Raw genomic sequence first — 24,722 nt, forward strand, 5'->3', positions numbered from 1 at the left:
AGCTTGTGGGTTTAAAGCTTACAAATACGTCACGCCGCGTACACCATAGCGTGTTGGTTACTTAGTTGATTACCACGCTTGCGGTAGCGGGGAGCAGCATATCAGCGACTGGGTCAGACATTTCGAGGAAAACTGCCAAAGCTCAAAACCTCAACACGAGAACAGCACACTTCTACCCCAATATTAAGCACGGACTTCCTGAAAGAGCTAAGAACCATCAATTCTGGTGAAACGATTTATCCAAATCTGCTTTTGGCTTAGCCGAATCCGGCAATCTGCACTACTTCATCAGGAAAAGTATCTTAGTTGTTTTTCGTAATGACCCTGATACCTTCCTTTTCAATCTTATAATTCGAAATGTATTTAACTGATTTAAGCTGGGTGACAATGGCGACGTTTTCATCGGACTCAACAAGCAAAGGACGCTTTCTTTTAATGGCGATACCGGAATAGGGCGGCCCTAATACAGACAAAAAAGCAGTGATCTGGCTATGACTGAATTTATTTAAACTAGTTTGGAACAACTTCACTTTTCGGTGCGGCGGGGCGCCGTACCGAAGCACGTTCTCCAGAAGATCATCCTCCACGGCCAGCGTGGTATTTTTGATCAGTAATAGCATAAGCTGATCGGCAAGTTCCTTTTCTTCCTCGACAAGATCGGCACCAACGAGCGGAACGATCTTCAGCTTTTGTTTTTCTGATACCTCTTCCGCGTTGAGTATCTTTACAAAGTCCTCGGCGGTTACCGGATAATCTTCGGGCAGCTTGAGGAACTCCTCGATATTTTTGATGAGGAAATCCGCCCGGCTCCCGGGGAACTGATCATTGACGATGTTGAAATATTCTTTGGTGAGCCTGATGGTTTTGAGCAGGATCAGCACCGCTACTTTTTGCGCGCTCAACGTTGTAATTTTCAAGGAAGCGGGGTAATAATAAGGGATACTTCGGACCAGATAAGGGTAAGCCTGCTCCGAAATTTCGGTTGATAGGACGAGTAAACGCGATATTTTGTAAAGCAAATCTTTCGGTTTACCGGACACGGTGTCTATTCTTTTCGAAGACAACTCAGTGTAATTTTTTTCGGCGTTCAGAAACCCGGTCAAGACGCGGTCTAGGTCGCCGGTAGTTTCAAAATACTCCAGCATATTCTGCCATGTAGCCCTAACTTTCGACGCCGCAATCAGCTCCGGCCAGAATTCCGGCTCCACCACCACGATATCATCAAAGATATGTTCCTGCTGCTGTAGCAACAGAATTTTACTTTCCAAGCTTAACTCATCTTTTTCCGTTAATTCGACGATCCAGTGCTCGGCCTCGTTAATATTGAGAGGGGATCCAAGGATGATCGTATCAACATATCGCTGTATATCTGAATCTACATAAGCGATGAGATTTTCACAACCGGAATGTTGTATGGCGGTATAATTACTGCTGGTTTGGTCAAACTCCGTTTCGGTACCCTTTCGTGCCAGGATCAGGGTGATCATATTCCTGTTCAGCTCATAGTAATCATTCTGATAGACGAAGGTAAAAAGCTCATCGGTAGCTTCTGGTATCGTCAGCCGCTTGAATTTGATCTGCAGTTCGCTGATGATGGAACGCATTTTGGGCAGGCTTCCTTCGCCGGTCAGCAGATCAAGGAAGTCCGCCTTTTCGGTTATGTACGAAGATAACAGCGCATTATGATCGAGATTCACATAATCTTCGCTATCAGCATATTGAATAATCAGTTTCAGATAGGCGTTTTTTTTATCCTGATAATGGTTATAAATGTAGGTCCAGATATTCGGCCAGGCGCGGCAGATGAGATTGAAGAAACGAGGCAACTCTCTGCCGTTTTCGATGTAACCGTCGATAAAAGCTACTGATTTCGGATGCTCGCTGGCCAGCATCAGGAAATAAAGATCGAACCGGGCTTTATATAAGCTTTCGTTGCGGAGCAGAAAATCCAGTAAATTATAGTTCAGTATACTTTCCCGTTTGAATTCTTCCGTTCGTAGCCTCGACATTATCGCGGGCAGCTTGTCCAGCGGAGAAGTGAAGGGCAGGCTTTCCCTGTTCTTGACGGACATCAGGAATTCCATATCTTTCACTAGGAGGCTACCTTCATAGAAATATGAGATCAGGGAAGGATACATCTCATCGATATATCCTTCCCTAATAAGATAAACCAGCAGCTTCCTTTGCCTGAATTCGGGTTCGAAATGATCTACTGATGTCGGATAAGCTTCCAGTAATTCACGAAGCGGCATCGATTGGACCGCTTCCATCTCACCATGTAACCGCTCGATCTCTTTGACGATCTCTCCGGAACCATGCTGTAACATGGTTTCGACCAGATCCAGTCGCTGCGCATAGGTATATTCACTGTTCACCGTTTTTTCTATCGTTTGGAAAGCTATACCAGTATTCGTACTCTGGATCTGATTGCTGTGTTGGTTCGTATAGTAGTAATTAATATCCGCCACCTTCGTTAATTGCGCAAACTGCTTGGGGTCTGACCGGAGGTCCTGAAACGAAATGTTGTCGTTTTTTATTTTCAGGCTGGTTGCGTTCGGGACTCTGAGCATAATTTCGAAAAGATAAGAGGCTCTCAGCTCGTTCGTATTCTTCTGAGAGATCAATTTCAGGTCGCAGATCTTCTGATCCAGAACATCGATCTTTTCCAAATGGCCCTTTGTGATCTGACCGACAACGTCCGCCTGCTTCACAAATGCCCTGTAGATCAATCCTTCGCCCCGATGAAGACTGGCAAAATCATCCGGGTATATGTTCTTATAAATAATTATCCCGAGTAGCTTTTCGTGTTTGACATTGATCCCTTCGAGATTGTCTTTATAAATTATGAATTCGTTGAAGATGTTCTTCAGGGCACGCATATCATCCACGTAGAGCGTGATATCGCTCAGGAACGTTTCAGAGATCTGAAGTGACAGGCCCGGGTTCCTGATCTTCCTCAACATAATCTCGAATGAATTGGACGAATTGATCACTGGGATGACCGGTATAATAAAATCGAAGAATTTCGTCCTAGTCTTATCCCTGAACATATCATCCTTGATCGCGTAAATGAAGATGATCCGCCTGTTAATCTGTCGGGAATTATTGACCAGAATGTTCAGTTCACGCAGTTTGGTGAATATCTCCGGATCGTTGAATCGGTCCAAATCTTCGATCACGACCACGTTATACCTGGTCACTTCGAAAAAATAAAGGATCTCATCGAGATGTTTATTCAGTATGGAAGTTTCACTCTTCGGGTTGATCTCAATGGATCCGCTGGCTATGTTCAGCTTATTGAATTTAGAGGTATTAAACAACCGGAAAATATAGATCAGGAATTCAATGGTGCCGGATATTAGGGAAAGCACAGCTGCCAACAGGATCAAATTCGTATTATTTTTATAGAGTGCCTGCCACCCGGAAAAACGATCGAAGAATTTCGGAAAAAAAACGATCGATATGGAAAGGGTGAAGATAATCACGATAAAAACCAAGTAGGTGAGCTTCAATCTGCTCAGGCTTCGGATCCTGTTGAACCTGGAGTCCGGGATTTCCGTTTCCTTGACGCGGTAGAACATTTGCTGCAGGATACTTAACTCGATGAGCCGCTGTTCTTCGGCCCTTTTTTCTTTGGTCCTAGACACCTCATTTGATTCGACTTTAGTTTCCATAACCTTCCCGAGTTCTGCGGGAACAGCGTTCTTTTCTTCAGCTCCGGGTAAAGCTGTACGAATATCATCTTCCTGGAACGCGGCCAGGGAAATATTTAGATAATGGTACCCGGGGTTCTTCTTTTCAAAAGTCTTGACGATACTGCTTTTACCAGAGCCATACGGGCCGCTTAGCGCGATATTTTTTATTTTCGGGTTTGTCAGGGCCCATTGCAGCGCGTCTAAGTACACCGATTGCTCATCCGCATTGTCAATCGGTGTAAGGTCATCGAAACATCTTGGGTTATCCGGATTTTCTTTGGATAACCGAAGTTCAAGCCGGACGATCTTTTTTTGTAATCCTTTAATAAAAACCCTGATCCGGCTATTCAGAAAATCACGCATTAGATAAGTTATAGGTTAATTTCACCAAGATAACTAATCGAAATCCTTATTCAAAACTTCTTTATTTAAGTAACGGCGAAGATCACAAAGTTTGATTCAATCAGTGAGATCTGGCTTTACTTTAAGCAACAGAAACGTAGTTATAGTTATACACGACCCGTCTATTTTCTGTCTGCTGCCCACCGCTACCGCAAGGTCCTCGCTTGTGGATTTAACGCTTGAAAATCCACAAGCCCCCGCTACCGCGTCCTCACTTGTGGATCTAACACTTGCAATCCATTCACGCCGCGTACCTCATAAACCATACTGGTTACTTAGCATGATGACCACAAGACGAGGGCGCTTGCGTAGCGACACGGGATAAAGGGAGCCGATTAGAACACCTATCTGCTATTTTGGCCGTTATCAGCGATGTTTTAAATAAGCAATAATCAATCTGTTTTAACCTATTTTTTATTAACCAGACTTTTAATTAAACCTATTACTTCATCGTTTTTTCCTTCTTCAGCGGCGCTAAGGACAGAGTTGCCCTGTTCATCTTTGGCCTTGACATCAGCACCACTTTTTATTAAATAGATTACGATGTCCTTATTGCCCTTGTTTGCAGCGTACATTAAAGCTGTTGTTTTAAACGCATCCCGCCAATCAACTTCGGCGCCACGGCCAACTAACAATTTCACATCGCTCAAATCATTATTTTGAACAGCCAAAATTAGCATACTGATTTCCAAAAAGCCACCTGTTTTCTTTTTGAAATTAGCATCGGCTTTTTTAATCAAAAGATTTTGGACACTTAGTGAATCTTTGTTAGAAACAGCTTTATATAACTGTTCATTCAAATCTTGGCAAAAGCTCGTTGTGGTTACCAGTACCAGAACTATAATACTAAAAACAATCTTCATTGTGATTTAATCAAGATTTTAAATTGCAAGATAGTAACTTTTTACATTTCTTTATTCTACTCAGTACGATCACATTTATGAGATTAGAACACTCAAAATGGTTGTTGATTATTACCTAAAACAACAAAGCCCGACAATTGCCAGGCTTTATTTTCTCCGCGGTGAGGGAGGGAACTGCTTGCCTCTTAAACCGACTTGATATTCAATATGTTATCTGGGTTTTAATTTTTGCTCACCACTTTTAAAATACAGATTACATTGCAAATCTTATACAACAAATTATAGATTGTATGATTACCCCATTTGATAAGGCGATTTATCTTATTGGGGTTCACCCGCGCTAGGCCAGCAGTTGCGAAAAAACAGTCGCCCTGCTTGTATACCTTTACTTTTTATCCCGGCGGTGGGCTATCTTCGCGGCAAAGGTGAATAAGGAATAGCAATCCATCAATTCTACATTTAAATTCATCTTTTGCAAATACGAATAATATTTTACCTATTCTTTATTCATTTTACCTGGTAGTTTCGTCAGATTTTCTGTAAGCCCATCCGAATATGAGCGGGAAAACCCAAAGACTGAATACCATCGCACAAAGGATACCTCCAATTACAACCCTTGCCAGGGGTCTTGAACTTTCAGATCCAATACCGTGCGAAATTGCAGCAGGTAATAAGCCTATTGCTGCCATAAGCGCCGTCATCATAACGGGCCTTATTCTCGAATTTACGCCCAACTTAATAGCTGTGTATAATGATTGTGGCTGACCTTTCATTATTTCCAGGTTTTGTTTAAAAACGGTGATCAGCAATACCCCATCCTGAATACAAATACCAAACAAGGCAACAAAGCCGATACCCGCGGAAATACTGAAATTGGTTCCGGTGACCATCAGGGCAATGATACCACCAACAATAGCAAATGGTACATTCAGGAATACCAATGAGGCGTCTTTAAAGTTACGGAACATGACAAAAAGCAGCAGGAAAATAAGTGCCAAACTTATCGGCACCACTAGCGAAAGGCGTTTTTCTGCGCGTTGCTGGTTCTCGAAATCGCCTCGCCACACCATGCGGTATCCCCGTTTCAATTTGACTTTCGCGTTTACTTTTTGCTGAGCTTCGGCAATGGTGCTGCCCATATCCCGGTCACGCACTGCAAATTTAAGGGTGGCGTACCGTTCGTTCCCTTCTCTGAGCAAATAACAAAGGCTTGTTTTTTTTGTTATTGTTGCTATTTCCTTTATTGGCACTCTTGTCCCGCTTGCTGTGGGCACAAGCAGGTTGCCTATATCTTCAGGTGTTTTCCGATATCCTTCAGGGAAACGGACCCTGATGTCGAATGTCCTTACACCTTCGTATAAAGTGGAAGCCGTTTGGCCGCCTATAGCCATAGCAATTATGGTGTTTGCATCGGCAGTAGCTACGCCATACTGCGCCATCTTTCGTTGGTCAAGGGTAATATCCACTTCGGGTTGGCCGGTGTTTTTTATGATGCCCAAATCGTCCATACCCCTCACGCCTTTTAATATCTTATAAATCTCCCCTATTTTAGGTTCCGAGTAACTTAATGAGTCGCCGTATATTTTTACGCAAATAGAACCCTTAACACCCGAAATCGCTTCATCCACATTATCCTCAATAGGTTGTGAGAAGTTAAGGTCAAGATTTGGAAATTTCGCGATTATCTGTTTGATGAGTTCGTCCTTCGTGATCTTTGGTTTCCAATCATCCTCGGGGTAGAGCTTTATATTAAACTCTTCAATGTAGAAACCCTGAACATCTGTTCCGTCATCGGGCCTTCCAACTTGTGATATCGCAGCTTGTATTTGCGGAAAAGTCAGCAATTTTTCACGTATTTGTTTTGCCAGTTCTACTGATCTGTCGAGTGATATACTATAGGGCAGCTCCACCCTTAACCATATCGAGCCCTCATCCAGTTTGGGCAAAAACTCACTGCCCAAAAACCTAAAGCTATATAAGCCGATGGCCATTGCGACTAAGGATAACGTAACCACCGTTTTTTTGTATTTGAAGGCTTTTGTGAAACCCGATAGCATGATGGCCGTTAAATGATGTACAAATGGGTTGCGTTTTTCGTGTACGTTTTTATTAAGCAGCAGGCTAATAAGCACCGGCACCAGGGTAAGCGTGGTAATTAAAGCGCCAAGTAATGCAAAGCCAAGAGTGTACGCCAGGGGCGAAAACATTTTTCCTTCTACCCGCTGAAAGGCAAACACTGGCAACAATCCGGTAATGATGATCACTTTGGCAAAAAAGATAGTTTTACCAAATTGGGTGCCATTATCTGTGATCAAGTCCGTTTTAACCATTTTGTTAAAACGGTCCACCCCAATCTCACGGGCTTTATGATCAAGCACAACAAACATACCCTCCACCATCACCACGGCCCCATCTATGATAATCCCGAAATCGACAGCGCCAAGCGAAAGCAAATTGGCTGACATGCCCATTAGATGCAGGCAAATGAAAGCAAAAAGCAGCGACATTGGGATAATGATAGCAACGATGAGCGTTGTTCGCCAGTTGAACATGAACAACGAAACCAGTAGCGTTACCAGCAAAATACCTTCTATCAGGTTATGCAATACGGTATGGGTAGCATAGTCTATCAGATTGGTCCTGTCGTAAAAAGGCACCATTTTGGTATCGGCAGGCAATACATTATTGTTTATATTGTCGATTTCCTCTTTAACGGCGTTGGTTACCTCGGTCGGATTTGCATCTTTACGGATCACGATGATGCCCTGTACAACGTCTTCCTCGTCCGCTGTTTCTCTTTTGCCATCTTTGCGGATTATCGCGTTATCGCGCGCTATCCAGCCAAGCCTGGGCACATTTGACAGGGCTACTGTAGCCACATCGCTCACCAGCAACGGAACGCCGTTATTATTACTGACAATAACATTTTCTATATCGTGGATATCCTGCAATAAACCGATCCCCCGTACCGCAAAGGCCTGGTTATTTTGATTGATAACGTCGCCGCCAACATTAACATTGGTTTTTTGTAAAGCTGTAAATACATCTAATGGGGTTATTCCTAAGCTGGCGAGTTTTCCCGGATCGACTTTTACCTCATACATCTTTGTTTTTCCGCCAAAAGAGTTGACATCAGCAACACCCGGAACGGCCCTTAACCGCCTGTCTATTACCCAGTCCTGCATAGTTTTTAGTTCAGTCGGGTCTCTTACAGAACTTTTAAGGGTATATCTAAATACTTCCCCGGTGGGACCTGTGGGTGGTTGTACCGAAGGGCTTACTCCACTTGGCAAATCGGCATTGCCTAATAAATTCATAATCTGTTGCCGCCCTTCAGGATCCGCTACGCCGTCTTCAAACTCTACCTTTATCAAACTCAATCCAAAAACTGTGATCGAGCGCAGGCTCACTTTTTTCTGTACCGGGTTAAGGGCGATCTCCAAAGGGATAGTAACCAGCTTTTCCACCTGTTCGGCGCTTTGGCCCGGCCATTGGCTGATCACCACGATCTGGGTACTGGTAACATCAGGGTAAGCCTGTATAGGCATTTGCCTAAAAGTTATTACCCCGGCTACAATTAATACCCCGGAAAGAAATAAAACGAGGTATTTGTTTTTTAGGGAGAAGCCAATAAGGCCTCTTAGAAAGTTGTTCATAATCTATGGATTATTTAATAATAGGCTGTTTAACTATTTAAAGAGTGGTAGTAGTAAATGAGCAGCGCATCCGCGCCTATTACCCGGTCACCAGGCGCTAACCCGCTTTTAATATAAGCTGTTGTCCCGTTGTTGGTTATAACCTCAACCGGCCTGATCGCTATATTATTTCTACCTTTTATAATAATTACGTAATATTGGCTATTATCAAAAATCAGAGCACCGCTGGATACAGATGTGGCCTTTTTATTCACAGTGTTACTAATTGAGACGGTTGCAAACATTTGCGGTTTTAACGCATAGCCCGGATTATCAAGCACCCCCCTCATTTTCATTACCTTGGTTGTGGGATCAAGCACATTCATCAGCTTACCTACTTTGCCTTTAAAAATCTTGTTGGGGTATGTGTTGGTGGTTACGTCAACCGGATCTCCTTCATGCACGCTGTTAATATTGCTCTCGTAAACATTAGCTTGTACCCATACGTCTTTCAAATCAGAAATAGTGAACATATTGCCCCCGTTATCCGTGCGTACAGTCATATCGTTGGTTACATTTTTTTGCACGATAAAACCATTAACGGGCGATTTAATCTCAAAATCGCCGTTTCTATTATTACCGTTTATGGCCAATATTTTTTCTGCCGCTACTTTGGCCCCGACCGCCTGTTCATAATTCACTTCTGCGGTGGTGATATCAACCTGCGAAGCCAGGCCGCTTTTAAACAAGTCTTTTTGCTGGTCCAGCAGTTTGGCATTCAGCCGAACATTTGATTGGGCTGTAATTAGCGCTACATTGTAATTAGCTACCTCCGGACTTTTAATGGTACCTAATACCTGGCCTGCGTGAACGTAATCGCCTGGCATTACACGGATATCCTGTATATTGCCGCTCACCATCGGGAATATATTGGCAACCTTATCGGTATTATAATCTACAATGCCGTTAAACTTAACTGCATAGCTGATGTTGGTTGTTTTTACTGTATCTATTGCCAGCTTCGGAAGTAATGAATCAGGTATGACAAATGGCTTACGTTCTTCGCTGGTCTGCACATCTGACTTGCAGGAAAACAGATTAAAAAGGATAAGACATGCAGTTAGCGTGCCTATGCTGTTTTTTATGATCTTATTCATGTGAATATCGGTAAATTATAAGGTGATTATTGATTAAAAAAGGGCGTTCCGGTAACAAAATTGAGCTGCTCAAGTGCATTGACGCGGCTGAGTTGGATGTTGTTTAACTGTACCGCGTTTGTTTTATACGAGTCGTACAAATACAGGAACTCTATCAGCCCGATGTTTCGTACTTCGTAATTTTTAACTACCTCCTGTATCAGGTGGGTAAAATCTCCCCTAAATTTGGGGTCGAAACTATTACTGAGTTTTTCATAACGCGAAACGGTTAGATAATTAACGGCTATATCATTTTCCACCTGGTTTTGCTGGGCTTGCAATTGCACTTTGCCTTGGTCTATGGTTATTCGCGCCTGTTTAATACCGCCCTGGTTGCGGTCAAACAACGGCAAATTGAACTCGATACCGAGATTGGTGAAATACGGCACGGTTCCGCCGTTCCTATCGAACCCCAGGGACAGGTTAAAATCAGGGACGGCAAGGGCCTGTTGATATTTTAAATTCATATCGTTGTATGTTACGGCCGATTTAGCCAATCTCAGATCGTAGCGGTTGTTATAGGCCGAATCAAGCAATTTCTGATACGGCACGGTGGTCAAAATATCCTTACCATCCAGGTCATAGTTATATTCCGCTTCAATGTAAGTTCCGGGCTTTGCCTTGATCAGTAATTGGAGCTGGCTTATGGAGGCATCTATCCCCGCTGCCAGGCCGGCCAGTTCGGCCTGCAATGAATATAATTGTGATTGGATGCCCAAAACATCCTTTTCAGAAACGTTGCCTTTTGCATTTTGCTCCTTGTACGCCTTCAATATTTTTTGGAGGGTATTGATCTCGGTAGCATATACTTTGGCGGATTCCTGCTGAAAATAGATTGTAAAAAAATCGCTGCGCAAAGAAGCCTTCAGTGTCCTCAACAGATCAAAAAACTGATACCTCGCCTGTTCAACGCCGATCTTAGCCAACTGTATATTTTTATTCCGTTTCCCCGCAGTTCTAAACAATTGAGAGATACCGCCGGTATATTCAGCCTGGCTGTTTCCTAAACTATCCTTACCGAAATCAAGAAACTTATGGGTCTGGGTATTATACAAGGCTGTAGCAACGCTGAAATCGGGGTTGGGGAACAGTTTAGCCGTTATCACCTGGGTTTCGGCTATACCTATGTTATAATGCTGGGTTATCAATTGAAGATTGTTCTTCAAAAACAGGTCTTCTGCCTGTTTAACGGTTAGTTTAACGGTATCGCCCGCCGGGCTTTGGCCAAAAAGCCTGCAGCTTAAAAATAACAAACCGATAAATAATAAATTAATGAAAGGGCGTTTGAGTAACATAATCATAAAATATATTGAACCTGAGTCGTTTAGAGTTAGATAGGGGTTTTATTGCCGGTTAGGCTGTATTTTAGGAGAACTTGATGTAAACTTTTGTCATGCGTTATGGGCTTTGCTGTTCGTTAATTATTATTAATTTAATTGTGCCGCTTTCTGCAGTTTCTGTTCCCTTTCTGAGCTGATTCAGTTTGCTGATTCCAGGAAATGACGGTGCATCAAGGTTTAAACCTCAATACACCGTTCGTTTTTTTAAGCGATTATTTGCGGGCGCGTAACAATTTCAGTATTTGTTACTTTGTGTTTTCTGTATACAGGTACGCCAACTTAAATTGTTTGTTATAAGCATCGTACGATGAAAGCTCACTATCACTTTTAAACAAACTCTCCACTGCGTACATAAATTTTTGATTTTTAGCGTAAACACTTTCCAGGTTAGCGATGGTTAGTGATAAGATAGGGCTTGAGGCGCTTTCGCTAAAGTAAAACAGCTCAATTGGTTTTGGTCCCTTTCCCTGCAGCACCAATGATGTTTTGCTATAGATAATGATCCCATTACTCGAAAGTATCTTGTACTCACCTTTGTTAAAGAGACGAAAATCTTTGTCGTCTTTGCGGTATCCAAATACTTCACCTTTGGCTATTGCTTGCTTTTCACCATTGTGAACTAACAGCACTTTACTGCTGCCCAACAAGCCGTTTACTTTAATTTGGTCATTACTCGCGTTATAACTTAACTTGTGGTTCAAATAATCCTGGGTTGTTAGGTATAGTCCGGTGCTTTGGCCATTGGCGGCAGCATTTTGGATAAATAATGCCATCAATGGCAGAGCTATTATTAATTTTAAAGTTTTCATTTTGATTTAATTTTATTGTTAAACGTTTTGTTAATTATTGTAGACCCTGGAATTTGCCGGGACTCCGTTCTTTTAGAAATCAAGTGCCATTTCCAGCTAATGGGACTTGATTGTATTGTTTTAAAATCTTGCTATCAAAGCAACTATAACCCTGCTATCAGAGTTTACTAAATCATACGGAACAAAATTGGGGTTAGCTACTGTTTGGCCCGATGCGTTAACTATGGTTGGCGGGTTTGGGATGTATGAGTTTGTATTGAAACTGGTTTGAGGGTTAGTTTGATAACCATTTCCACCCGGCCCTGTTGTAACGCCGTTTGGCCCATCAAAATAAGGGATGTTCATAAAGCGGTGCACAAATTCAAGACGAAGTGTCATAAATTGATTGGGACTATAGTCCAGGGTGGTAGAGGCATCCCAACCGGCCATTTTCGCACCGGGTGTGGAACCGGCTATAAAGGAGTCGGTAGCAAGCCCGGGAGGTACTACTGATAAATAATGGCTTGGGTTAGACATAACCCCGCCACCTATGGTCCAACCCCATTTAGCCTGATCGCCAAACCACATCCGGTTATATACCATAGCGCTCAGGAAGTTAGAGGCGTTTGCCCCAAAGGCCGAGTAAACTACATTTCCGGGAGCTGTACCACTCTGAAAGCCGAAGTCGGCAGTGGCAGAGAATGCCATACGTTTGATACCGGGGCCTGTTTTATTTGCACGATCGAGATATAAATATTCGATCGAGTTGTCGGTATGGTACCTTTTCACATCCGGCGCGCCGGCAACATCTGTTCCAAAATAATTATTGGAGATGATCTTAGTACGTTGGTTAGGTTGGTTTACAAATGCAAAACCGAGGCCTGGCATTTTATTAAACATGCCATAGGATTGCCATCCGTTGATAAACCAAAATTCGAGTTTGGTTTTTACACTGGGAAACATCTGAACGCGGATACCATTAAAGAACCATGGTGTGTTGTCGGAAGTATAAGATGGTTGATAAGACCAGTTCTCAAAGTTGTTGTAAGACATCAAACCTATGTATGACATGAAAATACCCATATCAACGTTGATACCATGCATTGCGTCAAAATGATAACCGGCATAACCTTCGCTTATGTAGCGATAGGCAGTTGGCAGGTCATATTCACCTCTGTAGGCGCTATAATCATTTCGTGGCACTGTTGTAGCGCGTGTACCATATTGCAACATCACACGGCCGCGTATATGGTCATAATGGAAATCGCCGCCAATAGCGATCATTGATAAGTCAACCTCGCCGTTGCGTGCTAAGGCAGTTGATCCCGTTACCAAATTATCGTTCGGGTGATTGTTGGATTGGGTGTAATTTACATCGAAAGTAAAATCGCCTGTAAAGTAGGCGTTATCCAGTAATTTTGACGATTGCCGGTTATTTCCGTTAAGCCACGAAAAATCGGCATAAGCCAAAGGCGCGGCATTATCCATGGCTTTTTTAATAGAATCCGCCTTTGCTTTTTCAGCAACGGTATCTCTTTTTGCAAACATAGCCGTGGTAGCAGCACTGATTTGCGCTGATACTCTGCAAAAAGATCCGAGTAGTAAAATGAGTGTAAGTAGTTTTTTCATGCTTTTAATAATTAATAAAAATTGGTTTGATTTTATATCGAATCCAGCTATGCCACTATAATGCCAATAGGTAATTTTTCATAATAAAAAACTAATAATGAGAAACTTATAAAAAAATATAATTATCCATAATCATTAAACCTTGTCAACCTGGGAAGGTTAAATTCTCACAATGAAGCAGAAAAATGATTTATTGGCCAGAGGTAAGAAAAGAAAAACGAGAAATTTAAAATATGAAAATCAATGTGGGACTAAAACCGATTTTTTTATGGTTTTGGTAATAAAAATATTCCCAAAGCGGTAAAAAACAGAAATCTATTTGAATACCTTCTCATTTTGGGAATAAAAAAGGCCCGCCGATTACTTCTAAAGTAACCAGGCGGGCTCACTCACAAAGCAACCAATCAAATTGCTTACCGGTAGCTCTTTTTAGAGCTTATATTCTTCCAGCTTTCTGTATAAAGTGGATAAGCCGATCCCCAGCAATCGCGAAGCTTCTGCTTTATTCCCCTTTGAACGGGCCATTGCTTTACGGATATATTGACTTTCTATGCCTGACAGGTTAAGAGCCGAACTGAAGTTGTCATGATCGTCGGTAAAAAAATCAAATTGAAGCAAATCAGAAGTCAGTGTATCTGAACCGGCAATAATGACAACTCTTTCCATTACATTTCGAAGTTCGCGTATATTGCCTTTCCAATGATGATGAGTTAGCACGTTTAAAAAAAAATCGTCCATCTTTTTCACTTTGCAGTTCAACTTAGTCGAAAATTCATTCAAGAAATGTTTGGCCAAGACTTCGATATCCTCTCTCCTCTCGCGTAGCGGAGGCAGATGAATAGTAAATACAGCCAGGCGATAATACAGATCAAGCCTGAACAGGTTATTTTCAGCTTCATAATTTAAGTCTTTATTGGTAGCGGCAATAATGCGCGCATTTACTTTCATACTTTTTGAGTCTCCAACACGATTAAAGGTCCCGTCTTCCAAAACCCGTAACAGGCGTGCCTGGAGTTCCAAATTCATTTCGCCTATTTCATCTAAAAAAAGTGTGCCCCCGTCAGCCTCTTCAAATAGGCCTTTTTTGTCTTTTAATGCGCCGGTAAAAGAACCTGCCACATGCCCAAATAGTTCACTTTTTAATAACTCATTTGAGAATGAACTGCAGTTTACAGCAATAAACGGTTTATTACTCCGATCACTTGCTTCATGTATTGCCTGTGCAAATATTTCTTTACCCGTACCTGTTTCACCCATTAATAACACGGTTGTGGGTGTATGTGCCACTTTTTGCGCCAGTAAGATAGCTTCGGCAGTAGCGGGCGAGTTCCCCAAAATATCACCAAAGGTATGATGGTGGTTTAGCCTCTTTTCCAACTGATGAATCTGGAATTGTAAATTGGCTTTTTCGGCCGCTTTGTTTACGATAGGGATAATACGGTCATTATCATCGCCCTTCATAATATAGTCGAACGCACCGTTTTTTATAGCTCTTACACTATCCTTGATAGAACCAAATGCAGTCAGGTTAATTATCTCTACAAAGGGATGTATATCCTTAATCCGTTTCACCAGGTCAACGCCATTGGCATCTGGCAATTTAACATCGCTTATTACAACCCTTACGTCATGACTATCCATGAGCTTTAAACCCGCCCTTGCAGACTGTGCCTGTAAAACATTGTAGCCTTCTGCCTCTATAATTCTTGATAATAAGCCCCCGAATTTATTTTCATCTTCCAAAATCAGTATCGTTGATAGCATAACATATATTATTATTGTCCGGGGTAATTGATGTTCTGTAGCTTTGTTTTTTGCACAGATCACCAACCCCTTGCCAAAAACATGCCTAATTTTAAAATACTGCGTTTAATGCATAAATTAAGGTTTATTATACCCTTACTGAGATTTTTTGCCAATAAAACACCTTCATTTTGATATGGCTTTTTCTCAAAATGACATTGAGGAAGCAAGTTGAATTATTGTTAGCGGCTACCAACAGTCATACCCTATCAAATTGATTATCCTATCTATCGGATTGGGAAGTTATCAGGTAAACAGCAATGAGCAATTTTAACATAATCAATTGACTATAAGCAATTTGCTTATTTAATTGATTTTATATATTCTATGGCATATTACTTGCCTGCGGTATTTAGTTTCTATGAGTATCAAAAACAATTTACGTGCGGGCATTGGTTTCCTTTTCCTGATCTCCTTATTAAGTTCAGGGCTGGCTGCCTATTATATATACAAGCTTTCAGAAAATTCAAAAGCGATTTTAAGAAATAATGAAACCTCAATCGTATTCACAAAAAACATCAACAAGGTACTCGATCTTCCAGGCCTTCCCAATAACGATGAGCTTGAAACAATTGAATACAATATCAAGAGGGAAAAGGCAGACATAACAGAAATAGGAGAAAAAGCACTTGCAGATTCACTTGATACCGATTTCAGGCGTTTTCGAAAGTCTTTAAGTAACCCTGTTCTTGCTGCCGCACTACGGATTAAAATGCAAAAATCCTCTTACGGCATCATGGAGGTTAATATTGACGCCATGGAGAACAAAAACAAAATGGCGGAAAACAAGGCGAACTTGGCTATATTAATTGTGGTACTTATCAGTTCAATTTGTTTAATAATTGCGTTTCTCTTCCTGCTTATATTTCCAGATTATGTTACCAAACCTATTAACGATCTTACTGAAGGAATTAAAGAAATTGCAAATAAAAACTACGATAAGCGCCTCCTGTTTTCATCTAAAAATGAATTTTATAGCCTTGTTGATGCATTTAATCAAATGGCGGCAAAACTTTTTGCTTACGAAAACAGCAGCCAGGCTAAAATAAAACAGGAAAAGCTACGGATTGAAACCATTGTAAAAAATGTAACAGACGCAATTATTGGTTTCGATGAAAATGAACTGATTTTATTTATAAACCCGGTTGCAGTTAAATTATTAGGTGTGGAGGAAAAGGATATTATTGGCAGTTCTACCGAAGAAGTGGCCTCACAAAATGATCTGTTCCGTACATTAACCGACAAAACGGAAGATCTAAATGACCTGAAATTATACCTGGATGGAGAACTTAGTTATTTTACAAAAGAGCTTTTTGAAATAGGTGTTCCGAATGAGGGTTCAACAGAAGAGCATAAAAGCAGTTTAAAACGAAAAGGATATTTTATATTGCTAAAAAACATCACCCGGTTTTATAAGCTTGATGAGGCTAAAACCAATTTTATAGCTACCATCTCGCATGAACTAAAAACACCGATCTCATCACTTAAAATGAGCTTAAAATTAATGGAAGATAAGCGATACGGAACAGTTACCAAATCCCAAAAGGAACTTATTAATAATATTAATGACGATAGTAACCGGTTATTAAAGATCACGAGCGAATTGCTGGATATGGGACAGGTTGAAACTGGCAAGCTATTGCTTAATTTTGGAAGCACCGACCCTAAAAACATTATTAATTACACTTGCGAAGCCATCCGGTTTATTGCCGAACAAAAAGAAATAACCCTTCATGTAAAATGCTCCAAAAACGTGCCTGAAGTTTGGGCCGATCCTGATAAAACTGCTTGGGTATTAATTAATTTTTTAACAAATGCGATTAAATACAGTCCGCAATCATCAATAATTGATGTTACGGTTAAAAAAAGTTCATTAGGCAGGATCGAATTTTCAGTGAAGGATTACGGAAAGGGGATAGAGGAGATTTACCTGCCGAGAATATTTGAAAGATATTTTAAAGTGCCGGGCTCTGAATTCTCTGTGCCGGGTACTGGTTTGGGGTTGGCAATTGCAAAGGATTTTATAGAGGCACAAGGCGGCGAAATAGGGGTAGAAAGCAAAATTGGCGAGGGAAGTAAGTTTTTCTTTTTATTACCCACAAGTTAACATACACAAAGAGTTTTAACTGTCGATTATTTCCTGGGCATATAAATAATTATACAAGCCCCCCGCTACCGCAAGGTGCTTGTGGATTTAACACTTGCAAATCCATTCACCTCCCGCTACCGCAAGCGTGCTCACCTGTGCGGATTGAACAACTTACAAATCCATTTACGCCGCGGACCTCATAGCATGTTGGCTACTTTTCATGATGATCACAAGTGAGCACGCTTGCGGCAGCGGGGAGTTGCAGTAACTCCTGTACCCTGCGGTTTTCTTCCGCGGTACATTGGTCATGGTTATAGAGGTACTTGATGATTAGTTTTTTGTCTGCTTATTCCATTAATTGATCATCTGTTTTTTAGCAATCGTCGGCCATTTAAATATTTCTAACAATAATTATAATAAACTGATAAACAGCGAAAATAAATCAGTTTGTATATTTTTTACAATTACAAGTTTGTAACTTAGCTTATGGCTCTTAATGGGTTATTTTTTCGAGAAAATAATTTTAAACGTTTTATTTTCAATCATTATGCCATCAAAACTATTTAAACGCAATTTGAGCCAGCTATATCTAACGCTTGTTCCAATTTTAACAATCGTATTTGGCCTGGGTATCGGCTATGTAAGTTATAAGATCTATTTACCAATTTGGCTTGTCAATGTTGTTTTAATGATCATAGCAATGTGGGTTCTTGGCGCTTTTGTGATCAAAACAAATGATGTAGAAAAGAAACACATTGCTGCATGTGCGCTATTTTTCATTATACCTACCATGCTTTCTTCCATGTTTGCTGGCTTAGGTGCGCCTCCTTATGAAAGTCCTAAACTATGGGTGGCATCTGCCAACGAACAATTAACAAGGTATTATTTTCTGCTGGCAATGGGTCTGCTCATTGCCTTTGGATATGCCATATTAAGAGAAAAGTTAAAAAACACACCGGGTAATTTTTACGCCTTGCTTGGCTTCATAGCTATTCAAATTGCCATACCAATTTATTTGATTGATATGTCTTTCTGGGGTTTTTATTTGACTAAACTATACCGCATCATGGCGGCATCGGCCATAGAAAAAACACCTGAGTGGGTATTGCCGCTGCGCAATCAGTTTTTCTATATCAATATGATGGTGGCTGCGCTTGTTTATATCGCAACAACAGCTTTTGTCCTATCATTAAAAAAAGCAGGCTGGTTTAAACCGGCCGCTTGTCATATCTACATCGGAATAAGCCTGGTATTTTTTTTATTTGACGTATTGCCGCCTACCTTGCCGGAGCCATTTGGTACGTTAAATTTCGTTGTATCCATTCCTGCGGTTCCTTTTATGCTACCTTATTTTATTGGCGTTAATTTATTGCGGAAGGTTGGGAACGGGCCATCTGTATAATTTGGCATCCACACTACACTAAGCTGGCCCAGCCTTTCCGAAAGACTATCTTCAGCGTCACGAAGTATGATTGGCTGACCGGTTGCATCAGCTCCAACAAAGGCATCTTCGCGGAAATCTTCTATATCCAGCATAACCGGCACCGGCTTGCACAAAAACTGATCGCCTTATGGTGCGTGGCCTGGAATAGGCAGAATGCCCGCCCCCGCTACCGCAAGCGTTGTATTTAACAGCAAATTCAGACTTGCAATTTTTTATCTACATTTAACTAAAAATCACGAACTGATAACCTATATATTAAAATAGATAAAGTTAGTGACGTTAATGGAATAAGAATTGGCAGAGATCAATTCACCGTTAAAACTACTCAAGCCGAATATTTTAATGAGTAGCATAAAAAAATACTGAGAATGCACATTGCACAGCTAAATGATGATGTTTAATTTTTATGATTACATTTCAGATAATGCACCTGTATTTAAAAGCCTAAAGTGTGACGATAATTTGTTCACCATGTTTAACTGTGGTGTAGAAAATAAATATCAGGATATTTGGAGCCACCATAATTATATTGTTTACGTAGCTAAAGGCCGCAAAGTGTGGCATACCTCATCAGGCATTTATGATTTAACAGAAGGCTCACTTGTATTTGTGCGAAAAGGCGCTTGTATAATTGAACAGTTTTTTGATGCCAAATTTTGCCTTCTGTTATTTTTTGTGAGTGATGATTTTATCTGCAATGTTTTAAAAGACAAACTAAACGCAACAACAAGAAAAAAAGATGCAGTTGCAAAACTTGAACCGGTTTTAAACCTTCACAGCGACAGGTATCTGGAAGCTTTTTTTGCAAACATGATGGTATATTTTGATGGCAAGCCGAACCCCGAACCGCTGTTGTTGCAACTGAAATTCAGGGAACTTATTTTAATTTTAACCAGTAATCCGCTAAATAACCAAATACTGTTGTATGCTGATCTGGTAGTTAGCAACCCAAAGGGATTGAATTTACAAACTGCCATGGAAGAGAACTTTTGCTTCAATTTAAAACTAAAAGATTTTGCAAAACTTTGTTTGATGAGTTTATCGGCATTTAAGCGTGAGTTTGAAAAAATATACGGCGTAACGCCAGGTAAATGGTTGCTGACAAAACGCCTGGAACATGCCCGAAATTTAATACAAAATGCTAATAAATCGGTTAAGGAGGCCGCGTTTGAAAGTGGTTTTGAAAACCCTTCGCATTTTAGCCGGGCGTTTCTTGGTCAGTTCGGTTATCCCCCATCCTCAATAAAGGATAAAAATTGCTGAACTTTATAAGCACATATTTGAACTTTTAAGCAATGCCTGTAATTAATAAACTAAATAGGTTTGTAACCTCATTAAAAAAATAATTATGGCTATAAAATCAGTTATCGAACTTGTAAACCAAGCAAAAGCGAATATTGAAAACATCACCCCGCAGCAATTAAAAAAAGAGTTGCAAAGTGAAAACACCATCTTAATTGACATTCGGGAGGCCGAAGAACTTATTCAAAATGGTAAAATTGAGGGCTCGGTTCTTGCGCCCCGCGGGATGCTTGAGTTTTATGCAGATCCAAATTTGCCTTATTATAAACCCGTTTTTAATCCTGAAAAAAGGATTGTTCTGCATTGTGCCTCAGGTGGACGTTCGGCATTGGCGGTTCAGTCGTTAAAATCAATGGGATATGATCATGTTGCTCATTTAGATGGCGGCATTAAGGCCTGGAAAGATGCCGGGTTTGATGTTGCATAATCATAATTGGGGTATTAAATGCTCAAATGAAATATATGTAATTTAACCTGTTAAGGCACACGCCTTTGGCGTGTGCCAGCTTTGGACAATCTGCCGGGAATCATTAGTTAACATAACACTAATCATTCCATGCAACAAAAAGATTGGGCAGTTTTACAGATGTTAATTCATCCTGCTTAAAATCCCATGAACAGTTTTTTAACCCCGCCCAACAGCATTAGCACCAAAACGATGGACCGGAAACGTTTTTTAGGGATTGCGGCAGGTGCTGTACTGATTGCAGGTTCTGCTTACTATTTAACAAGCGACACAAGCAATTTGGTACGTGATGATATTAACCCTGGTGAAATAGAAAAATTCCCTTTAAAGGCCGACGAGGAGGCGATTTTGTTTTTGGCCTCGCTCGCCCCAAGCGGGCACAATACACAGCCCTGGTTCATCAAATATGTTCAACCCTATCATTGGTTGATCTGTAACGACAGAGGCAGATGGCTGCCGGGCGTTGACCCGCAACAGCGTGAAACTATTTTATCTATCGGCGCTTTTGTTCAAAACCTGGAGTATGCTGCTCACCACCTGGGTTACTATTGTAAGTTTACCATGCTGGCAGCAACCAACCAGGACGAAAATATCCTAAATGTGATATTAACAAAAACTGGCAACACAGCTCAGTATGATATTCAAAAAATTAAACTACGCAGAACAATCAGGTCAGAATACCTTGTGGATGCATTAAGCAAAGAAGACCTTGCTTATTTAATAAACGGGCAGACAGACTTTCTCCACTTTGTACCCAATACCGCAAAAGAATACAAACTCATCAACGAGCAAACCATTGAAGCCAACCGGCAACAAGCCTACCGCAATGCGGCGCAGGCAGAACTGGCTACCTGGATCCGTTTTACAAGTAAAGATACAGAGCGCTATCGTGATGGGCTTACCCTTGCGGGGATGGAAATTGAAGGTTTAACTGCCTGGTATTTGCGCAATTTTTATGACAAGACGGATGTGATGAAAAGCGCTTTCAGGCAGCAGAGCATTGATCAGGTGAAACGGCAGGTATCACAGTCTGCGGGTTGGCTATTAATAAGCAGCAAAGGCAGTAGTGTAAACCAATTGCTTGAAACAGGAATGCGTATGCAAAGGCTTTTTGTGGATGTGCGGGGCAGAAACATAGCCATCCACCCGATGACACAAATATTAGAAGAAACCAACAACAAACAATCCATCAATCAAATCACCGGGATAAGCGATACGGTGCAATTTGTTTTACGGACGGGCTATGTGAAAAATTACCCCCAACCAGTTTCGTTAAGGCGCCCTGTTGATTGGTTTATCCGGCCAAACACAACTTAAGTTAACTATTGGCATGTGTTAATGAAAAATTTACCCCTAAAAATGTGTAACGCTTTTTAAAATTGCATAACATGAGCGGCCTTGTAAAAACACCTTTATAACCTCCTTACAAAGCACTCCTAATTCAAACCTTCACATGAAAAAAGGCATTATCTCCCTCATCGCATTATTTTTGCCTGTTACCTGCGCCATAGCCCAAACCAATACATTCTGGCATCCAAATCCACCAAATTACGAAGTAAAACAGGCTATAGAAGTTGAAAGCCTGGTACCGATGTTTTTTACAGGCGGCTATCATTTTGCGGTAGGCTACCGTTATAAAAAATTCAGGCTGCGAGCAAGTATCATAAATGGTGGTACCTACAATGCCGAACCTGCCGGCATCAACAATTCTTCGGCAAACTTTAAACGGTATTATGATACGTCGCCGGGCATCTTCTACGGTTATAACGTATGGAAAAACCTTGAACTTTACAGCTACCTGGAATTTCACAAATTTACCATTACGCAAAAAAGCACCGGTAACCAACAGGATTTGCGGAGCACAGACACTGGCTTAGGTGCAAGCTACCAATTTTTTTTAGGCCGCTGCTTTTATGTTCAGCCAGGATTTCATCTTTATTTAAGGAAAGAAAACAGCCTTGATTTTAATGGTGTTACTTATAAAGTACCAACTGCAGATATATCGCCCGTAGTGCGCTTAGGGTTCAGGCTTTGGAGCAAGTACTAAATCGGCGTTTACTGGTATCACAAGCAAAAAGCCGCCATTGTCGCAAAAATAAATTCTCAAAAAAATATGAGTTAAAGGGTTGTCTTTTGCAAACCCTTTAACCGATATCATGTACATAATTCAAGCGGTTTTATGCGCTTACCGTTCAAGCGGATGTTGAATCCGCATCATCATGAGTATCCCACCGGGCCTCACCCCGAAAAAAACAGGGATGACATTTGAAACCTGTAGGCTATTTTGCGCAGATAGGAAAAGTGCGCAAAAGCCTGACTGCACGCCGGGCCGGGAGCTGGCCTGTGGGTAGAAGGATCGGGCAGTCTTGATTTTTTTGGTTACTTTTTGTATCAAGACAAAAAGTAATAAGCCCTTCACGCGGCGATTGAGCGTGCCGATGTTCTAAATTATGAATACTGATTATCTCAGCAAAGATAGCACATTGATAACCAGCGCACCGAACATGACGCATACTTACCGCTTTTAGAAGATCCCTCCTCCCGTCGGAATGACATGGTGGAGAGAAATTTAGCACTGAAAATCAACAACTTACATTAATGCCATTATAAGCCGGTTGAGGGATTAAAAATTTGCGGTCAATTAAAAGCTTTGGCAAATTCAGTCGCAAAATCTTCTAAAGTGATCTGCCCGCTTACAGGCGAACCATTCTTTTCAAAGTCTTGCTGTATCATTCCCTTTCTAAAACCGGCTCCCATCTCGGTGTATAAACCCGCAATTTCATCTGGCAGCCCGGCCTGAACCATTCCCTGGAAACTTTGCTCATCTGTAAACTCAATCCAAGGCAATTCCGGAAGCCCAGCTGCGGCCCCTAAAACCCGGACAGCATCGTTAGGTTTACGAATATCCCCTACCACATAACGTACATTTTTAACTGTGGTGTTCTGCTGCAATTCTTCGGCTGCTGCTTTGGCAATATCCCTTGGGTGAACCAAAGGCATACTAACAGTACCCGGATAATTGCCCCCGGTGATGCCCTGCCCTTTGATCAAAGGCACATCGTTATAAAAGTTATTGTAAAAGAAACCGGCCCGCAGAAATGTTACCGATACTCCATCAAGCTCCTGGTATATCTCTTCAATGTGATGTAATCCGGCAATGGGGCCGTTCCCTTCCGGCAAGTCGGCACCGATACTGCTCAGCATCACCACGCGCTTCACCCCTGATAATTTGATGGCTGCTGCAAAAGCTTTACCGGCATCAATGGTATTAGCAATCACCTGTGCTCCGCCCATGTTTGGCGGAGTCATGGTAAATACGGCATCGGCGCCGTTAAATGCACCGGTTAAAAATCCGGCATCATTCACCGAACCTATTGCCGCGGTGGCCCCTAATGCTACAATGTCGTTTTCTCTTTCCTGCCGACTGCTGATCACGGTAACCGAATGTCCGGCGGATACCAAATTTTCTGCCAGCGGTTTTCCTATATTCCCTAATGAACCTGCGATGGTAATTTTCATATTTGATTTATTTTTATTGCACAACAAAGGTATATTTGAACTTACTTTTATACAAGTACATACCCCAAAGTAAGTAACCATGGCAGCTATTAAAGAAACATCAACTATACAGGCAAATAAGCAATTTGCTTTGGAACAATGCCCGGTAACGTATGTAATGGAAAAAATTGGCGGTTATTGGAAACCCATTATCCTATATCACCTGTCGGCAGGTGCCAAACGCTACAGTGAACTAAAAAAGGCCATACCAGCTGTTACAGAGAAAATGCTGATACAGCACCTGAAGCAATTGGAAGCTGATCGCTTGGTGATCAGGCATGCCAGGCCGGTGGTTCCGCCGTATGTTACCTATACGCTCAGCAAATCCGGGATAGGTTTGCTTCCCGTTATAGAGGCTATGGCATCCTGGGCATTTAAAGATATGGAGAACGAATACGAAAAGAGCATGGATTAGTTAGTTTTTATTAGATCAACTGTTTTACCAGGAAAAAGCTGCGGTGAAGGCTGGCGCAAGATTAATGAGCGTGAAACCCACCGGGAGTTGTCCCGAT

The 24,722-nt window shown here is 41.4% G+C and carries 16 protein-coding genes; 7 read left to right on the top strand and 9 right to left on the bottom strand.

Features of this window, described 5'->3' with window-relative positions; genetic code table 11:
• Nucleotides 1–302: 302 nt before the first annotated feature.
• The 8 genes from MUCPA_RS08855 to MUCPA_RS08890 form a co-directional block, all read right to left on the bottom strand.
• Nucleotides 303–4,058 (bottom strand): YobI family P-loop NTPase, encoded by a 3,756-nt coding sequence (locus tag MUCPA_RS08855; protein WP_008505838.1) that lies wholly within the window; start codon nt 4,056–4,058, stop codon nt 303–305.
• 446 nt (nt 4,059–4,504) lie between these two features.
• Nucleotides 4,505–4,960 carry an ankyrin repeat domain-containing protein gene (locus MUCPA_RS08860; RefSeq protein ID WP_008505839.1) on the bottom strand — a complete coding sequence of 152 codons (456 nt, stop codon included), beginning with the start codon at nt 4,958–4,960 and terminating at the stop codon, nt 4,505–4,507.
• A gap of 512 nt (nt 4,961–5,472) precedes the next feature.
• A complete protein-coding gene (locus MUCPA_RS08865; RefSeq protein ID WP_008505842.1) occupies nt 5,473–8,616 on the bottom strand; it encodes an efflux RND transporter permease subunit in 3,144 nt (1,047 codons plus the stop codon).
• Between the two features lie 29 nt (nt 8,617–8,645).
• Nucleotides 8,646–9,752 carry an efflux RND transporter periplasmic adaptor subunit gene (locus MUCPA_RS08870; protein ID WP_008505843.1) on the bottom strand — a complete coding sequence of 369 codons (1,107 nt, stop codon included), beginning with the start codon at nt 9,750–9,752 and terminating at the stop codon, nt 8,646–8,648.
• 26 nt (nt 9,753–9,778) lie between these two features.
• Complete coding sequence (locus MUCPA_RS08875) at nt 9,779–11,086, bottom strand: TolC family protein (RefSeq protein ID WP_008505844.1); 1,308 nt, start codon at nt 11,084–11,086, stop codon at nt 9,779–9,781.
• Between the two features lie 290 nt (nt 11,087–11,376).
• Entirely contained in the window at nt 11,377–11,940 is a 564-nt protein-coding gene (locus tag MUCPA_RS08880) for a hypothetical protein (RefSeq protein WP_008505845.1), read from the bottom strand.
• Nucleotides 11,941–12,060: 120 nt separating this feature from the next.
• Nucleotides 12,061–13,548 carry an outer membrane beta-barrel protein gene (locus MUCPA_RS08885; protein ID WP_008505846.1) on the bottom strand — a complete coding sequence of 496 codons (1,488 nt, stop codon included), beginning with the start codon at nt 13,546–13,548 and terminating at the stop codon, nt 12,061–12,063.
• A gap of 429 nt (nt 13,549–13,977) precedes the next feature.
• Nucleotides 13,978–15,312, bottom strand: a complete 1,335-nt coding sequence (locus tag MUCPA_RS08890) for a sigma-54-dependent transcriptional regulator (protein ID WP_008505847.1) — start codon at nt 15,310–15,312, stop codon at nt 13,978–13,980.
• Nucleotides 15,313–15,712: 400 nt separating this feature from the next.
• Here MUCPA_RS08890 and MUCPA_RS08895 point away from each other — a divergent pair, with 400 nt between their 5' ends.
• The 6 genes from MUCPA_RS08895 (at nt 15,713) to MUCPA_RS08920 (ending at nt 22,699) form a co-directional block, all read left to right on the top strand.
• Entirely contained in the window at nt 15,713–17,458 is a 1,746-nt protein-coding gene (locus MUCPA_RS08895) for a sensor histidine kinase (protein ID WP_008505849.1), read from the top strand.
• A gap of 529 nt (nt 17,459–17,987) precedes the next feature.
• The gene (locus tag MUCPA_RS08900; RefSeq protein WP_157543850.1) at nt 17,988–18,842 is read left to right on the top strand and encodes a hypothetical protein; all 855 of its coding nucleotides are present in this window, start codon (nt 17,988–17,990) and stop codon (nt 18,840–18,842) included.
• A gap of 429 nt (nt 18,843–19,271) precedes the next feature.
• Nucleotides 19,272–20,147 (top strand): helix-turn-helix transcriptional regulator, encoded by an 876-nt coding sequence (locus MUCPA_RS35840; protein WP_050982053.1) that lies wholly within the window; start codon nt 19,272–19,274, stop codon nt 20,145–20,147.
• A gap of 85 nt (nt 20,148–20,232) precedes the next feature.
• Complete coding sequence (locus tag MUCPA_RS08910; RefSeq protein WP_008505858.1) at nt 20,233–20,613, top strand: rhodanese-like domain-containing protein; 381 nt, start codon at nt 20,233–20,235, stop codon at nt 20,611–20,613.
• 186 nt (nt 20,614–20,799) lie between these two features.
• Nucleotides 20,800–21,969, top strand: coding sequence for an Acg family FMN-binding oxidoreductase (locus MUCPA_RS08915; protein WP_008505859.1), 1,170 nt, complete (start codon nt 20,800–20,802; stop codon nt 21,967–21,969).
• 136 nt (nt 21,970–22,105) lie between these two features.
• The gene (locus MUCPA_RS08920) at nt 22,106–22,699 is read left to right on the top strand and encodes a hypothetical protein (RefSeq protein ID WP_008505860.1); all 594 of its coding nucleotides are present in this window, start codon (nt 22,106–22,108) and stop codon (nt 22,697–22,699) included.
• A 590-nt stretch (nt 22,700–23,289) separates the two neighbouring features.
• On the opposite strand, the gene MUCPA_RS08925 is transcribed toward MUCPA_RS08920, so the two are convergent.
• Nucleotides 23,290–24,171 carry an NmrA family NAD(P)-binding protein gene (locus tag MUCPA_RS08925; protein ID WP_008505861.1) on the bottom strand — a complete coding sequence of 294 codons (882 nt, stop codon included), beginning with the start codon at nt 24,169–24,171 and terminating at the stop codon, nt 23,290–23,292.
• Between the two features lie 79 nt (nt 24,172–24,250).
• Between MUCPA_RS08925 and MUCPA_RS08930 the strand changes: the two genes are divergently transcribed.
• Nucleotides 24,251–24,625, top strand: a complete 375-nt coding sequence (locus tag MUCPA_RS08930) for a winged helix-turn-helix transcriptional regulator (protein ID WP_008505862.1) — start codon at nt 24,251–24,253, stop codon at nt 24,623–24,625.
• Nucleotides 24,626–24,722 lie beyond the last annotated feature (97 nt).

Source organism: Mucilaginibacter paludis DSM 18603 (genome assembly GCF_000166195.2).
Lineage (GTDB): Bacteria > Bacteroidota > Bacteroidia > Sphingobacteriales > Sphingobacteriaceae > Mucilaginibacter > Mucilaginibacter paludis.

Coding starts and splice junctions, on each gene's coding strand:
- MUCPA_RS08925 (WP_008505861.1), bottom strand. CDS start 24,171: ATGAAAATTACCATCGCAGGTTCATTAGGGAATATAGGAAAACCGCTG.
- MUCPA_RS08910 (WP_008505858.1), top strand. CDS start 20,233: ATGGCTATAAAATCAGTTATCGAACTTGTAAACCAAGCAAAAGCGAAT.
- MUCPA_RS08880 (WP_008505845.1), bottom strand. CDS start 11,940: ATGAAAACTTTAAAATTAATAATAGCTCTGCCATTGATGGCATTATTT.
- MUCPA_RS08865 (WP_008505842.1), bottom strand. CDS start 8,616: ATGAACAACTTTCTAAGAGGCCTTATTGGCTTCTCCCTAAAAAACAAA.
- MUCPA_RS08855 (WP_008505838.1), bottom strand. CDS start 4,058: ATGCGTGATTTTCTGAATAGCCGGATCAGGGTTTTTATTAAAGGATTA.
- MUCPA_RS08875 (WP_008505844.1), bottom strand. CDS start 11,086: ATGTTACTCAAACGCCCTTTCATTAATTTATTATTTATCGGTTTGTTA.
- MUCPA_RS08915 (WP_008505859.1), top strand. CDS start 20,800: ATGAACAGTTTTTTAACCCCGCCCAACAGCATTAGCACCAAAACGATG.
- MUCPA_RS08900 (WP_157543850.1), top strand. CDS start 17,988: ATGCCATCAAAACTATTTAAACGCAATTTGAGCCAGCTATATCTAACG.
- MUCPA_RS08895 (WP_008505849.1), top strand. CDS start 15,713: ATGAGTATCAAAAACAATTTACGTGCGGGCATTGGTTTCCTTTTCCTG.
- MUCPA_RS08870 (WP_008505843.1), bottom strand. CDS start 9,752: ATGAATAAGATCATAAAAAACAGCATAGGCACGCTAACTGCATGTCTT.
- MUCPA_RS08920 (WP_008505860.1), top strand. CDS start 22,106: ATGAAAAAAGGCATTATCTCCCTCATCGCATTATTTTTGCCTGTTACC.
- MUCPA_RS08885 (WP_008505846.1), bottom strand. CDS start 13,548: ATGAAAAAACTACTTACACTCATTTTACTACTCGGATCTTTTTGCAGA.
- MUCPA_RS08890 (WP_008505847.1), bottom strand. CDS start 15,312: ATGCTATCAACGATACTGATTTTGGAAGATGAAAATAAATTCGGGGGC.
- MUCPA_RS35840 (WP_050982053.1), top strand. CDS start 19,272: ATGATGATGTTTAATTTTTATGATTACATTTCAGATAATGCACCTGTA.
- MUCPA_RS08930 (WP_008505862.1), top strand. CDS start 24,251: ATGGCAGCTATTAAAGAAACATCAACTATACAGGCAAATAAGCAATTT.
- MUCPA_RS08860 (WP_008505839.1), bottom strand. CDS start 4,960: ATGAAGATTGTTTTTAGTATTATAGTTCTGGTACTGGTAACCACAACG.